We start from the raw sequence: 14,765 nt of genomic DNA, 5'->3' as shown, positions 1-14,765 counted from the left end.
AGGTATGACCGTAAAGGATTATTATGAAAACTCTTCCTCCTTTTATTTTCATGCAAAACGTTATTCAAGATTACGCATGGGGCAGTACGTCATCGATTCAACAGCTTTTCAATATCCCAAATCCTGATAATAAGCCTCAAGCTGAAATTTGGATGGGCGCGCACTCTAACGGCTGCTCTCAAGTCGACATAAATGGAGAAATCGTTCGTTTAGATAGCATCATTGAACAAAACAAAACGGCGATATTAGGTGAGCGTACTGAAAAACGTTTCAACGAACTACCATACCTGTTTAAAGTTCTTGCAGCAGAAAAAGCCCTTTCCATTCAAGTTCACCCAAGCAAACAAGCAGCAGAAGTTGGCTTTGAAAAAGAAAACCAAGCAGGAATTGATTTAAAAGCAGCAAACCGGAATTATAAAGATCCCAATCATAAGCCTGAATTGGTCTACGCATTAACGCCATATCAAGCAATGAATGGTTTCCGAGATTTTAAAGATATTATTCGTATGTTTGAAACGGTGAATGCCCCTGCTCTACAAACACAGGTTGCGGCATTAAAAGACAATCAAACCGAATCAGGCTTAAGTCAATTTTTTGAAGCTATTTTGTCCCTAACTGGTGAAGCAAAAGACTCTTCGATTCAGGCATTAATGGCTCACGCACAGGAATACAAAGGCAACGAACTCGCTGACCTATTAATTGAATTAGAAAAACAATATCCAGGTGATGTCGGTTTATTTGCCCCATTGATGTTACATGTGATCACACTAAAACCGGGTGAAGCTATGTTCCTTGATGCATGTACTCCTCATGCATACATAAAAGGTACAGGTTTAGAAATCATGGCTAATTCAGATAATGTATTACGTGCCGGGTTAACCCCAAAATATATGGATATTCCAGAACTCATTGCCAATACAATTTGCCAACCAAAACCAAGCAACGAAATTCTTCTAGCACCAAAAGAAGAAAAAAATGCTAAACACTATCCAATTCCAGTCGATGATTTTAAATTCAGTGTCTATGAGTGTGAAGCAAACTTAACCTGTGATAGTGCTGAGATCATTTTTGCTATCAATGCTGATGTCACGCTTACCCACCCGAGTGGCTATATTTTAGTGCTAACTAAAGGTGAGTCAGCGTTTATTCCATACTCTGCCGGTGAATACAGAGTATTAAGCTCTGGCTGTTTTGCTCGTGCATATAACTAGCTTAGAAATAATATAAATTACGCTTTGTGATAAGTGTATTGAGTCGATATCTCAAACCGTGCCACACTATTTTTGTGGCACGGTTTTTTATTATTATCAGACCAACTTATTGCACGCTTGGAAAATAAACGAAAGGTGTTAAAATCCTGTCTCCAAAACATAGGATTGCTCATGTTAAAACAATTATTACTGGCTACAACCGTTTGTATCACCCTTTCAGCTTGTAACGATTCTTCAAGCTCGAACTCTGAACCATCTGAATCTCTGACTGAGCTTAATTTTTCTTCATTAACCAATGTCTCTAGCATCGCTCGAATTGATGGTTCAAATGATAATGAAGGCACTCACCTTATTGGGTTTGATTCTAATGGGTCAACTATCGGTGATATTTCAAATGTAAATGTCGACAAATTTACACCCGTGTCTAATGGTGGTTTTATCGTTGAAGTAACAGAGAATCATCGTTCTCATTACCAATATCAAAACTTAAGTGATAGTGTTGAGCAACATGATCCTATCAATCATACCTATCGAAAACCTGTTTGGTATTATGTACAAACATCGACTTCTGATGATGGGACAATCCAAGCTGGTGAATATTTCTTAATTTCTGACAATAAAGATTTACCTGAATTTATTGGTGAGAATAGTAAAGGTTTATTAGTTTTTTCTAACGGTGAAACCTTTAATACCAGCTCTTATACTCGGGGCCACTTTTATAACAACCTTAAATTGAATACTAAATCTATTATTGATGCTATTTCTAAATTAACTGATGAAAACTCTAATGAATCAATTATTGAAGTGTTAGAGCAACTTATTGAGAATAAAACATTAGAAAAAGCAAAACATATTATTCAGATAAGCGGTGATACATTATTATCAACTAGCACGAACCTCGGTGATGTATTAATAGAAACAAATAAAGGTGCCCCGGCCTCGTTCAGTAATGAAATTTGTAATAGTGATAAGCTTACTGTCGCACAACAAATTACTTGTAAAACGGTAGTGATTCCAGCTATCAATTCTGGTGTGGTTTCAGGCTTACTCGGAATTGATAATAAAATTAAAAATCTCAGCAATGTAAACCAGATCCTTACTGTGCATAATTCGGAATTAACTTTATTGAATACTGGATTATTAAACAGCGATGCTGAACTTGATGAATCTTTAGCAGGTGGTTGGGATGGTGAAATTGCTCTTAACCCACGCAATCAAGACGATGCACAAACATTGGCTTTAAGCCGATCTTTTAATGGCAACGATTGTGATGATGGAAACAAACAATGTTTGTATTCTATCTCAGAAACAGAATCAGAAACGGGGCCATTGACAAATAAAGTAAAAACCTTAACAAGTGATTTTGTTATTAATGCCAACACTGGTTTCGAAACAGGAAGTGAAGCTGGCCAAATCGAAGGCGGCCAGCAAAACTACCTTTGGGTAAATGACCATTATATTGTAATTAAAGAATCAACTCAGATTTCTATCATCAAACGTGAGGATAATTCGATTTCAACTATCCTTGCTGGAACTGAAATCGACACTATCAACTTAACCGACGACAGTCAGTTGTACATCACAGCAACTGACTCATCAGGCCAAACAGCGGCTTATATTTATGATATTGCTTCAGGAGCGGGTTTAGATACGCCGATTACCAATGAAAAACTGCATGCTTTCAAAGCCTTGATTAAATAGCTTCACCCCGCAACTCTCTAAGCGTTTATCTTCACCAAGATAAGCGCTTTTTTATACATCCCCTTTAGCGACAAAATCCCTCACTTTCAAAATTTGACGGGTATCACATAGCCTTCATATCGTCTATAATGCGCGCTAATTCATAATCACACGTGCATTTACAAACACGGTGAGCCATGATTAAAAATTTAAAGATTAAACCAGAGGAACGCCGTTATCTTAAGTACAGCTAATATCACCATGCAATTTGGTGCAAAACCCCTATTCGAAAACATCTCTGTTAAATTTGGTGACGGTAACCGCTATGGTTTGATCGGTGCTAACGGCTGTGGTAAATCCACCTTTATGAAAATATTAAGTGGTGAACTTGAGCCTAGTTCTGGTAACGTGAGTGTTGATCCTAACGAACGCGTTGCAAAATTGAATCAGGATCAGTTTGCTTACGAAGAGTTTACGGTTATCGATACCGTTATCATGGGCCATAAAGAACTTTGGGAAATCAAGGTTGAGCGTGATCGCATCTACTCTTTAGCGGAAATGAGCGAAGAAGATGGCATGAAAGTGGCCGATCTTGAAACGCAATTTGCTGAAATGGATGGTTATACCGCCGAAGCTCGTGCAGGTGATTTACTTTTATCCGTAGGTATTCCAACAGAACAACATTGGGGCCCAATGAGTGAAATCGCTCCAGGTTGGAAACTGCGTGTTCTTTTGGCACAAGTATTGTTTGCCGATCCAAACATCATGCTACTTGATGAACCGACCAACAACTTGGATATGGATACTATTCGCTGGTTAGAAGATACACTAAACCAACGTAACTGCACCATGGTCATCATCTCGCATGACCGTCACTTTCTAAATGAAGTTTGTACACACATGGCCGATATCGACTACGGTGAGCTACGTGTCTACCCTGGTAATTACGATGACTACATGTTCGCAGCGACTCAAGCTCGTGAGCGTTTGTTATCCGATAATGCGAAGAAAAAAGCACAAATCGCGGAACTACAAACGTTCGTATCTCGCTTCTCTGCTAACGCATCAAAAGCAAAACAAGCGACTTCCCGTGCTAAACAAATTGATAAGATCCAGTTAGAAGAAGTAAAAGCCTCTAGCCGTCAGAACCCATTTATTCGTTTCGAGCAATCAAAAGAGTTATTCCGTAATGCTTTAGAAGTCGAAAACTTATCACAAGGTTTTGAAACCACGCTTTACTCAGATTTCAATGCCATTTTCGAGGTAGGTGAACGTGTTGCGATTATCGGTGAAAACGGCGTGGGCAAGACTACCCTATTAAATACACTCGCGGGTGCTCTAGAGCCAAAAACTGGTAGCTACAAATGGTCTGAAAACTCAAATATTGGTTACTACGCTCAAGATCATGCTCATGAATTTGCAGAAGATCTAAAAGTTTTTGATTGGATGGCACAATGGCGTCAAGAAGGTGACGATGAGCAAGTGGTTCGTAGCTTCCTAGGTCGTATGTTGTTTGGCCAAGATGATATTAAGAAACGCGTTCAAGTACTTTCCGGTGGTGAACAAGGTCGTATGTTACTTGGTAAATTAATGATGCATAAACCAAACATGCTGTTGATGGATGAACCAACCAACCACATGGATATGGAATCAATCGAATCATTAAACTTAGCACTTGAGAACTACAAAGGTACACTGTTCTTCGTCTCACACGATCGCCAGTTCGTATCATCACTAGCCACTCGTATTCTTGAGATTCGTGATGGTCAGATTCATGACTTCCGCGGTACTTACGATGAGCTACTAAAAGCACGTGCTGCTACAGCTTAAATAAAGAGATAAACACACAAAAGCGAGCCTAAACGGCTCGCTTTTTTATTACATTCAATGTCAAGGCTAGTGATCTTCCGAGATCAACAACCCCAAATATTACTTCATTAAAGCAACAGATTCTTGAGCAATAACAAACTCTTCATTGGTTGGGATAACCATAGCAACTGGAGAGTCTTCAGTGGTAATAATTCCTTCTTCACCAAAGCGAGCGTCTGCATCTGCTTGAGCATTTTCTTTGTAACCGAAGATCTTAAGGTAGTTAAGAATTTCACTACGGATTGGTAGCGAGTTTTCACCAATGCCCCCAGTAAAAATAATACCGTCTAGGTTATCTAACGCCACCATGTATGAACCGATGTATTTTGCAACGCGGTAAGTAAACACTTGAAAAGCCAGTTTGGCACCTTCATGCCCTTCTTCCATCGCTTCTAAAACGCCGCGCGCATCTGAAGTTAAGCCAGATACACCTAGGAAACCTGATTTTTTATTCAGTGTGTCGAAAACTTTTTCTGCAGACCAACCTTTGTTGATCAAAAACTCAATAATACCTGGATCTAAATCACCGCAACGTGTGCCCATCATTAGGCCAGCAAGTGGCGTGAAGCCCATACTAGTATCAACACTTTTGCCATCTTTAATTGCACAAACCGAAGCGCCATTACCTAAGTGAACAGAAATAAAGCTACACTCATCAACAGGTTTGTTGATCATCTTTGCAGCTTCACGGCTTACAAAGTAGTGACTTGTACCATGGAAACCATAACGACGAATCGCATACTCATCGTATAACTTTTTATCAATTGCACCAGTGTAGGCTTTTGGTGGCATAGTTTGATGGAAAGCGGTGTCGAATACTGCGAATTGAGGAAGAGATGGAAAAGCTTCTAGAGCGGCTTTAATACCAATGACATTGGCTGGAGCATGAAGTGGAGCAAGTTCTTTTACGGATTCGATATCTTTTAAAACTTGTTGGTCAATCTGAACTGTTTTAGTAAATTTCTCACCACCATGAACAATACGGTGACCAATCGCAATAACATCATTGGTCAGGTTATATTCATTTACTATATCGACCAATTTTTTGACGGCTAGTTGATGGTGATTTTCTTCACCTACGATGGAAACTTCTTGTTTATTCCCTTGATACTTCCAACTCATTCTTGAGTCTTCTAACCCGAAACATTCACCTAAGCCAGTTAAAGCGGCCTCACCTGTTTGAGAATCAATGACAGCGAATTTTAATGAAGAACTGCCCGAGTTGATAACTAATACGTATTTGTTTGACATGAGTTTCTCTTTTGTGCGGTCTGTAGAATCTACACTATATTATATTTTGCGTGTAAGTTTCATTACATTATTCAATATTTTTTTAATCTTTCAACTTTATTTTGGTAGTTTCAGCAATGAGAAATGATTTGATTGATCTAAAACAAGGGATGATTTCTTTTAGAAATTAAATTAAATACTAGGTCAACAGACACTAAATACAAAAAAGCCGAGATATCACTATCTCGGCTGTTATTTATATTTTTATGCTAGAGCTTAGCCTTCACGGTTACCGCGTGGCGCTGGCTTACCAGCTGGTTTTGGACCTCTGTTGCGGTCGAAACGACGCTCACCATTACCAGAACCACCTTCACGACGACCACGATGACCTTCACCACCACGCCCACGGAAACCACCACCATCACGACGAGGACCACCAGAGCGCGGACCACGTGATTCACGGAAGTCATCAAAGTCACACACTACTGCGCCAACTTCTTTTTGACGAATACGTAATTTCTTAAGTTTGCCAGCAACTTCTGAAGTCATTGCTTTTGGAAGCTGAACAAACGTGTGACCTTGAGCCAGTTTAATAGCACCAATTGAATGCTTAGTTAAGCCAAGTTCGTTTGCAAGTGCACCTACGATATCTTTAACTTGAACACCACTATCACGGCCAACTTGCAATTGGTAAGTATCCCAATCTTGCTTAGTACCACCGAATGAACGACCGCCGTCACGACCACCATCACGAGGATTTTCACGACGCTCTTTACGACGCTTGTTATCACGCTCAATCGCTTCGATCATTGGATCCGGACCAGTGTAGAATAATGGACGCTTACCTTGCTGACGTTGAAGAAGAATTGCAGCTAGTGTTGCAGCATCTACTTCTAAAGACGCTTGAAGTTTCTCAATTAACTCAGCAAAGTTTGCAATTGAGCTATTTGATTTCTCAGCTTCTAATTCAGCACTTAATTTAACAAGGCGAGCTTCCGCGACTTTATCACGGTTAGGAAGTTGAATTTCTTCCATGCTTGATTTCGTTACACGCTCAATAGTGCGAAGCATACGAATTTGGTTTGTACGAACCAATAATACGGCTTTACCAGTACGTCCAGCACGGCCAGTACGACCGATACGGTGAATGTATGATTCAGTATCGAATGGGATATCGTAGTTGAATACGTGAGTAATACGTGGAACATCAAGACCACGAGCCACTACGTCTGTTGCAACTAGGATATCAATTACGCCACGTTTGATGTTATCAACGGTACGTTCACGTTGTGCTTGAGGAATATCACCGTGCAATGCCGCAGATTTAAAGCCGCGTGCAGATAACCAATCCGACAGACGTTCAGTATCTTGGCGAGTACGAACGAACACGATTGAAGCATCAGTGTCTTCAGTTTCAAGTAGACGAGTCATTGCTTCGTCTTTTTCTACGCCCTTCACTACCCAATATTGCTGCTCAACTTTAGCAACAGTACGGTTTTCGCCAGCAACGTCAACTCGAGCTGGGTTGCGTAGGAAGCGGTCAACAATGGTTTTTACCATCGGAGGCATAGTTGCTGAGAATAATACACGTTGTGCAGATTCTGGTGCTTGTTCCATGATCCAAGTTACATCATCAACAAAGCCCATTTTTAGCATTTCATCAGCTTCATCAAGAACGAAAGTTTTCACTTCATCAAGATGTAGAGTACGACGATTAATTAAATCTTTAACACGACCAGGCGTACCAACAACAATATGTGAACCATTTTTAAGCGCACGCATTTGATCAACGATAGATGCACCACCGTAGATTTCGATTACTTTTAGGCCTTTAATTTTTTGGCCAAGTGTTTTGATTTCTGCTGCTACTTGAATTGCAAGCTCACGAGTTGGTGCCATAACGATGGCTTGTGGCTTGTGTTGACCTAGGTCGATTTTATTTAGAACAGGTAAAGAAAACGCAGCTGTTTTACCAGTACCGGTTTGTGCTTTACCTAGCGCATCTTTACCTTCTAAAAGGAAAGGAATAGATGCTGCTTGAATTGGAGTTGGGGTTTCAAAGCCCATAGAGTTAAGTGCAGATAGAAGGTTTTCGTTTAGATCAAGATCGACGAATTTGATTTGATTTTCTGACATGGGGTTCCTACTTATTTAAGGAAAATTTCGGTCCCATTAAGCTCTACTACCTCTAATACCTACCCTAACATCTAGTATCCATACATATCATGGATTAGGTAGAAAACGCCTTAAGCTGTTTCGGGACATCATTAAGGGAGGCGCATTCTGCCTGATAAACACAAAAAAAGCCAGAGAAAATTGAATTTCATCACATTTTTGTTCTAATCAGGCCAAATTTTATAAAAAACTCTCCTATCTCTTTATTTTTAGACGTCTAGCCGTCACCAAGGTTACATTTTTATTATTTAACACAAACCGCAACAACTTTAAAGCAGCATTTTGTCTTTGTTTAAAGCAATACAGTGGTAATCCATTGGTGCAATCATTATAGTGTCACCAGAATATACCCAAGTGATAAACTCGCATCTTGAAATTACTTGGGTATAACCCCAAAAACTCATAAAGAATTTTTCTATGTTTTCTGATAATCCGCTGTTAGCCCAACTTAAACAACAAATGAAAGAAAACCTACCTAAAAAAGAAGGTACGGTAAAAGCAACTGATAAAGCATTCGGTTTTTTAGAAGTGGATAGCAAAACTAGCTATTTCATCCCGCCTGCTTCTATGAAGAAATGTATTCACGGTGACAAAGTTGTCGCGATTATTCGCTCTGAGAACGATAAAGAAAGCGCAGAACCAGATGAATTGGTTGAACCTGCTTTAACGCGTTTTATTGCTCGTATTAAGTTATTCAAAGGCCGCTTAAATGTCGTACCAGATCACCCGCAACTTAAAAAGCTCTCTTTAAAAGCGAAAGCGCGAAAAGGTGTTAACCCTGAAACACTAAAAGACGGTGACTGGGTTGTCGCACACCTTGTTGACCACCCCCTTGCTAAAGATTGCGACAAAGATAACTTCTTTGTTGAAATTTCAGAAAAGATCACCGATTCCGATGACAAAATTGCCCCTTGGTGGGTAACGTTGGCACAAAACGATTTACCGAATTGTGAACCACAAGGTTTAGAAGATGGTCAAGAATGGCAATTAAAAGATGATGAAGCTCTACAACGCGTTGATCTGACAAACACCCCATTTGTGACAATTGATGGCGCATCGACGAAAGATATGGATGATGCCCTTTATGCAGAGCAATTAGATACTGGCGATTTCAAATTAACCATTGCAATTGCTGATCCTACCGCCTACATCACACCTGATTCAGATATGGATACGGTAGCAAGAAAGCGCGGCTTCACTATCTACCTTCCAGGTCGCAACATTCCAATGTTGCCTCGAGATCTAGCCGATGATTTATGTTCACTTAAACAAGATGAACTTCGTGCAGCTCTATGTTGTCGTGTAACCGTAAGCAAGGATGGCGTGATTGGTGATGATATCCAGTTCTTTGCCGCTAACATTCAATCACATGCTCGTCTTGTTTATGACCACGTTTCTGATTGGTTAGAAACCGGCAGTTGTGAAGCATGGCAACCCAATGACACTATCGCCAACGTAGTCTCTACCCTGCACAAATTTGCGCAAGCGCGTAGTGAATGGCGTCAAAATAACGCTGTGGTTTTCCCAGATCGCCCAGATTACCGCTTTGAGTTAAGTGAAGATAACGATGTGGTGGCGATTCATGCTGATATGCGTCGCACTGCTAATAAACTCGTTGAAGAGTCAATGATCACCGCTAACATCTGTGCCGGTACTGTGCTTAAAGATAAATTTGAATCTGGTATTTTCAACACTCACGCTGGCTTTAAAGAGGATAAAGTAAAAGAAGTTATCTCACTGATTAATCCAGAAGGTGAATTGCCATTTACTGCTGAAAGCATTGTGACATTAGAAGGTTTCAGCGCCCTACGTCGTTGGTTAACCGCACAGAATGAAAAATACCTAGACAACCGTATTCGTAAATTCCAAGCTTACAGCGAAATTAATCATAAACCAGAACAACACTTTGCAATGGGATTGGATATTTACGCCACTTGGACTTCACCAATTCGTAAATACGGCGACATGATCAACCATCGCATGTTGAAAGCGCTAATTTTAGATAAGGCGCCAGTGCAAACGCCAGATGAAAGTGTCGGTGCTGAGTTATCACTTTGCCGTCGTTATCACGGAATGGCGGAACGTAATGTCTCTGATTGGTTATACGCTCGCACTCTGCTTAATGAACCAGAAAAAGGCACTAAATATCAAGCTGAGATCTTTGATATTAATCGTGCTGGTGCTCGTGTTCGTCTGTTAGAAAACGGGGCAGCTGCTTTCATTCCTTGTTCACAAATTATCGACAACAAAGAACGAATTGCCGCTTCACGTGAACTCGGTACAATTGAAATTGATGGCACCGTTGAGTTCAAACTTGGTGATACTATTGAAGTTGTACTAACGTCCGTCAGTATTGATAACCGTAATATCGTGGCAAAACCAACGCAAATTTTTGCGTCACTGCCAGAATCCGTTGAGCCGACTAAAGACGAAGCCGATTCTGAATAATTTAATATATAAATAACCTCATATTTAGATAATACACCGATCTTTTAACGCCTAACTGAGGTTAAATAGAAAAACTAAGGCTACCCATTTTTAATGCGGTGGCCTTTTTTAATGATATAATTCAACTACCGCCAGATACATTCTTCGGCATCTTTCTCGATTATCGATAATAAAATCATTGGGTTTGAATGAGCAAAATGAACAGGATGTGGCAACCATTCAGGTTCGACTAACGAAGCATCTTCGGCACTGTTAATATACAGTTCCCATATCTCATGACTTGAATCGTAATCTAATTTGGCAACTTCAATCGTGTGACTACAGTGCAGCGAATCAACTGAAAATACCGCGTTAGAAAAAATCAAAACTTTAGTGGCTTCATCGCTATCAAAACAGGCTTTCCCTTGACCAACGGGTACACTACCATTTCGATAATGACAGAGTTGTTCGCAACGTTTAAGTAATCGACGCCAATCTAGTTCATTAATCATAGTAAACCTCCACTATGAGTATATACCCAGTGACTTCAATATGCAGAATTCAAAGCTATCACCCAAGTCTTTACACTACGGCATGATTCACTCATCACGATTTCACTTTATCTTTAAGGCGTGTTTATCCGCCAGTTTAGTCACAAAACTGTCACACAAACGACATAGAATAATGACAAGTTTTATTGCCGTTAATCATATTGGAGAACTACATGTTTCGAGCTTTACTAGCTACCCTTTTATCTTCAGTACTCTTTGTTTCCGCTGTTCAAGCTAAACAAATTGTTGTCTCTGGCTCTACTTCTGTCACTCGAGTGATGGATGTATTAGCCGAGAAATATAACCAAGCCCACCCTGAAGATTATATTGCCGTTCAAGGCGTTGATTCGACCGCAGGTATTGTACTTGCTGAGAAAGGTGTAGCAGATTTTGGGATGAGTTCTCGCTACTTAACAGAAGCAGAAGCTAACGAACAAGTTGCTATTGTACCAATCGCTCATGATGGTATTGCGGTAGCCACAAACATTCAAAATCCAGTTCAAAGCCTAACACGAGATCAACTGGCTAAAATTTATCTTGGTGAAATAAAGAACTGGAAAGAAGTTGGTGGCGCAGATCAAGTGATTGCCGTAGTCACTCGTGAAGCATCATCAGGATCACGTTATAGCTTTGAAACTCAATTGGGCTTGACTAAAGTAATCAATGGACAAAGTGTTTCTAACATCAATGCCAAAAGCTTAGTTGTAAACAGCAATGGTATGATGAAAACGCTGATTAACAACAATCCACAAGCTATCGGATTCGTTTCAATGGGTTCAATTGATCGTTCGATTAAAGCGATAGAATTAGAAGGTATTAAACCGACGCAAGAAAACATTGCCAACGGAAAATACAAATTAGCTCGCCCTTTCTTAATTATTTATAAAAAAGATCACCTAGAAGAGCGTGCCGAAAAGTTTTTAGACTACGTGCTATCTAATGAAGGACAGCAACTTATCGAAAGCTATGGTTATACTGCGATAAAACAATAGTCTATACCCAAATAACTTGGCTATAAATTCAGACAAAAAAATAGCCCGCAATCAATGCGGGCTATTTTCGTTCAATATATTGTGGAATCTATTCGCCTTATTTGGCTAACTCACTGACGGTATCTGATAAAGAATCCGTACCATGTTGAAAACTATCCGCAGCATCTTCAATATGGTCATAAAGACTTTCCATATCGCGCATGTTCAACATATCTAAAATGTCATCTTGGTAATTAATGCCGATACCGATACCAATGGCAATCAATAAAATCCAAAAAACTAACTTACCCATATTACCCTTTCTCATTCCAATGGAATATCTGGCGCTAATTTTACACAAATTAAACAATCCGTCCATAATTGCTGATATAACACAAAATGTATGCTGCTCTTTGGGGTTAAATTTTGTTCGAGATAAAAGTGGTTTAGGCAAGTCGGTTGTAGCCTAGTTGTTCTAAGTAAATGAACCTTAACACAGATTAAAACACTTTTAGCCGCCCCCTTTGGACAGCGTTTGTCGACCGTTTTGGCTTCATTTTCCGATTCTCTCACACAATATCGATTTTAAGGACAACCCTATGCAAACGCCACTTTCTCATCAAACACAAGATTCCGCATCCGAACAACAACTGGATAATATCATCGAACGCATAGTAGACATGAGCCCAAAGCAGCTCACGAAAGTTCAACAATTCTTAGATGAAATGGAAGCGGTACACGATTTTTCCTCTCCTGTATTAACCGAACAAGAGAAATTAACCCTAGCTAAAATTTTTCAGGTATGACCTAAACATCAGAAAATGGCCTAAAATAGATATTCCCCTTTAAAATCTATGGATAACATGGATAATAGCGGCTCAAAATAAAACCCTGACCAAATTAGGTAAAACATTATGTCTATAGAAGCTACGCTACTTGAACGTTGCGAATCAAAATGTGAGCTTTGCTCTTCAACTTCTTCATTAGCGCCTTTAGCGATTGCGCCGCAAACTCAAATCACTGTCGATTATGCAGCGATGCTTTGTGATACTTGTCGCGCACAAATTGAATCACCAGAAGACATGGATGTAAACCACTGGCGTTGTCTTAATGACAGCATGTGGAGCCAAGTACCACAAGTGCAAGTTCTTGCATGGCGTCAACTGACGCACCTTTCTCGTAAAGGTGAAACTTGGGCAAATGAACTTTTAGATATGATGTATCTTGAAGACGAAACCAAGAAGTGGGCAGAAACCGGAATGGATGAAGACGAAGATAAGCCTCGTGATGTAAACGGTGTTGAGCTGAAAAAAGGCGACGACGTAACCATCATTAAAGATCTACCAATCAAAGGTTCTTCTCAAGTGATCAAGCAAGGTACTGTAGTACGCGGTATCAGCTTATCAGATGACCCTAAATTGGTATCTGGTAAAGCCAATGGCCAATCAATGTACATCATTGCTGAGTACTGTCGTAAGAAGTAATTGATAGCAATGTTACTGAGTCAATAAAAATGCCGCTTCATTCAGTGTGAAGCGGCATTTTTGTGTCTAATGTTAGCCTTAAATATAGTCACTTTTTCATTGCTGATATTATTAGCATCATTGGTCTTCTTAGCTCATCATGCCATCCCATTTTTTCAACTAACTCACTTGATGGTTTAGGCTCTAAAACCGATTTTATTTCAAACCCTTCTTTAAGCAGTGCTGATATATGGGTTTCAATAGTACGATGGTATTTAATGACTTCACTACCTAAAAATTCTGTTTTTCTTAATCCTTCATGAAAATAGTTATCCAATGGCCAATGCTGAACACATTCATTCTCATAGTGCCAGTTTTGAGAACTATTTGACGTAAATACTGGGTGTTCAACTGAATAACAAATAAAGCCATTTGGTTTTAATAGCTTAAATGCCCTCCTAAAAACTGAACTTAAATCTTCAATATAATGTAAGGCTAACGAACTGAATATCACATCAAACGTTTCTTCATCAGCATTAAAATCTTCGATTGCACAACGCTCATATTGAATGTTTTCATTTCTCGTCATTTCGCGAGCTTTTGTAAGCATTTTTTCTGATAAATCTATGCCAATGACAGTCTTTGCACCCTGTTCAATCGCGTATTGACAGTGCCATCCATAGCCACAACCAAGATCAAGGACATTCTTATTTGATAAATCAGGCAAGTTAGCTCGAAAAACTTCCCACTCACCTGCTGAGCTTAAACCATCGATAGACCTAGGCATTTTCGAGTAAGCTTCAAAGAATTCCATATCATCATATTTATTTTGTTTCATCGTTATTCTCCAAATTTAAACAAAGCGGATAATAGCAGGAAAGCCTAGATAAAAAAGACTCTCTTAGAATTGAATAATGAGCGATGTAACCTTGTATTTACAGCTGACTATCAATGTCTTTTTAACCTCAGCTTCGGATAAGAGTGTCACAATAATTAACCTAACCCACTGATATACAAATTATAAAAACACTTGTCAGGCATCTAGGATTGATGACTTTCTCTCAATGCTGCAATTTGGGATGGATAACAAGGCAAAATCATAAGTCAATAGCAGGCCTATAGTGTTGATTTTAACGAAGTTAGACGCCTAAAGTGCTGTATTGAGTGACTTCTAGTTATCCGCAGCTG

12 protein-coding genes are annotated in these 14,765 nt (G+C 39.6%); 7 read left to right on the top strand and 5 right to left on the bottom strand.

All coding sequences use genetic code 11. The annotated features are described in order from the left end of the window. The first annotated feature begins 23 nt into the window (after positions 1-23). The 3 genes from manA to QQJ93_RS07480 all read left to right on the top strand — a co-directional run bounded on the left by manA (position 24) and on the right by QQJ93_RS07480 (position 4,721). Positions 24-1,211: a mannose-6-phosphate isomerase, class I gene (gene manA, locus QQJ93_RS07490; RefSeq protein WP_089122891.1), complete on the top strand. Its 1,188-nt coding sequence runs from the start codon at positions 24-26 to the stop codon at positions 1,209-1,211. Between the two features lie 171 nt (positions 1,212-1,382). Beyond that, entirely contained in the window at positions 1,383-2,912 is a 1,530-nt protein-coding gene (locus tag QQJ93_RS07485; RefSeq protein WP_089122890.1) for a hypothetical protein, read from the top strand. Between the two features lie 216 nt (positions 2,913-3,128). Further along, the gene (locus tag QQJ93_RS07480) at positions 3,129-4,721 is read left to right on the top strand and encodes an ABC-F family ATPase (RefSeq protein ID WP_089122889.1); all 1,593 of its coding nucleotides are present in this window, start codon (positions 3,129-3,131) and stop codon (positions 4,719-4,721) included. Between the two features lie 99 nt (positions 4,722-4,820). Here the strand turns inward: QQJ93_RS07480 and QQJ93_RS07475 are convergent, their stop codons facing one another. Both QQJ93_RS07475 and QQJ93_RS07470 read right to left on the bottom strand, forming a co-directional pair. Then, positions 4,821-6,011 carry an acetate/propionate family kinase gene (locus tag QQJ93_RS07475; RefSeq protein ID WP_089122888.1) on the bottom strand — a complete coding sequence of 397 codons (1,191 nt, stop codon included), beginning with the start codon at positions 6,009-6,011 and terminating at the stop codon, positions 4,821-4,823. Between the two features lie 255 nt (positions 6,012-6,266). Then, positions 6,267-8,126: a DEAD/DEAH box helicase gene (locus QQJ93_RS07470; protein ID WP_089122887.1), complete on the bottom strand. Its 1,860-nt coding sequence runs from the start codon at positions 8,124-8,126 to the stop codon at positions 6,267-6,269. A gap of 456 nt (positions 8,127-8,582) precedes the next feature. Between QQJ93_RS07470 and rnb the strand changes: the two genes are divergently transcribed. Beyond that, positions 8,583-10,613 carry an exoribonuclease II gene (gene rnb / locus QQJ93_RS07465; RefSeq protein WP_089122886.1) on the top strand — a complete coding sequence of 677 codons (2,031 nt, stop codon included), beginning with the start codon at positions 8,583-8,585 and terminating at the stop codon, positions 10,611-10,613. Positions 10,614-10,738: 125 nt separating this feature from the next. On the opposite strand, the gene QQJ93_RS07460 is transcribed toward rnb, so the two are convergent. Next, positions 10,739-11,104, bottom strand: a complete 366-nt coding sequence (locus QQJ93_RS07460) for a DUF3024 domain-containing protein (RefSeq protein ID WP_089122885.1) — start codon at positions 11,102-11,104, stop codon at positions 10,739-10,741. Between the two features lie 212 nt (positions 11,105-11,316). Between QQJ93_RS07460 and QQJ93_RS07455 the strand changes: the two genes are divergently transcribed. Next, positions 11,317-12,135, top strand: a complete 819-nt coding sequence (locus QQJ93_RS07455; protein WP_089122884.1) for a phosphate ABC transporter substrate-binding protein — start codon at positions 11,317-11,319, stop codon at positions 12,133-12,135. Positions 12,136-12,232: 97 nt separating this feature from the next. Here QQJ93_RS07455 and QQJ93_RS07450 read toward each other — a convergent pair whose 3' ends face one another. Then, positions 12,233-12,427, bottom strand: coding sequence for a hypothetical protein (locus QQJ93_RS07450; RefSeq protein ID WP_089122883.1), 195 nt, complete (start codon positions 12,425-12,427; stop codon positions 12,233-12,235). A 286-nt stretch (positions 12,428-12,713) separates the two neighbouring features. Here QQJ93_RS07450 and QQJ93_RS07445 point away from each other — a divergent pair, with 286 nt between their 5' ends. After that, positions 12,714-12,920, top strand: coding sequence for a hypothetical protein (locus QQJ93_RS07445; protein ID WP_089122882.1), 207 nt, complete (start codon positions 12,714-12,716; stop codon positions 12,918-12,920). A 108-nt stretch (positions 12,921-13,028) separates the two neighbouring features. Then, positions 13,029-13,598, top strand: coding sequence for a PhnA domain-containing protein (locus tag QQJ93_RS07440; protein ID WP_089122881.1), 570 nt, complete (start codon positions 13,029-13,031; stop codon positions 13,596-13,598). 88 nt (positions 13,599-13,686) lie between these two features. Here QQJ93_RS07440 and QQJ93_RS07435 read toward each other — a convergent pair whose 3' ends face one another. Next, entirely contained in the window at positions 13,687-14,415 is a 729-nt protein-coding gene (locus QQJ93_RS07435; RefSeq protein WP_089122880.1) for a class I SAM-dependent methyltransferase, read from the bottom strand. Between the last annotated feature and the right edge of the window lie 350 nt (positions 14,416-14,765).

The organism is Vibrio algivorus (assembly GCF_030161215.1).
GTDB classification, from domain to species: domain Bacteria; phylum Pseudomonadota; class Gammaproteobacteria; order Enterobacterales; family Vibrionaceae; genus Vibrio; species Vibrio algivorus.
Note: the sequence above shows the minus strand (reverse complement) of the source record. Positions and strands in the feature narration are given on the sequence as shown.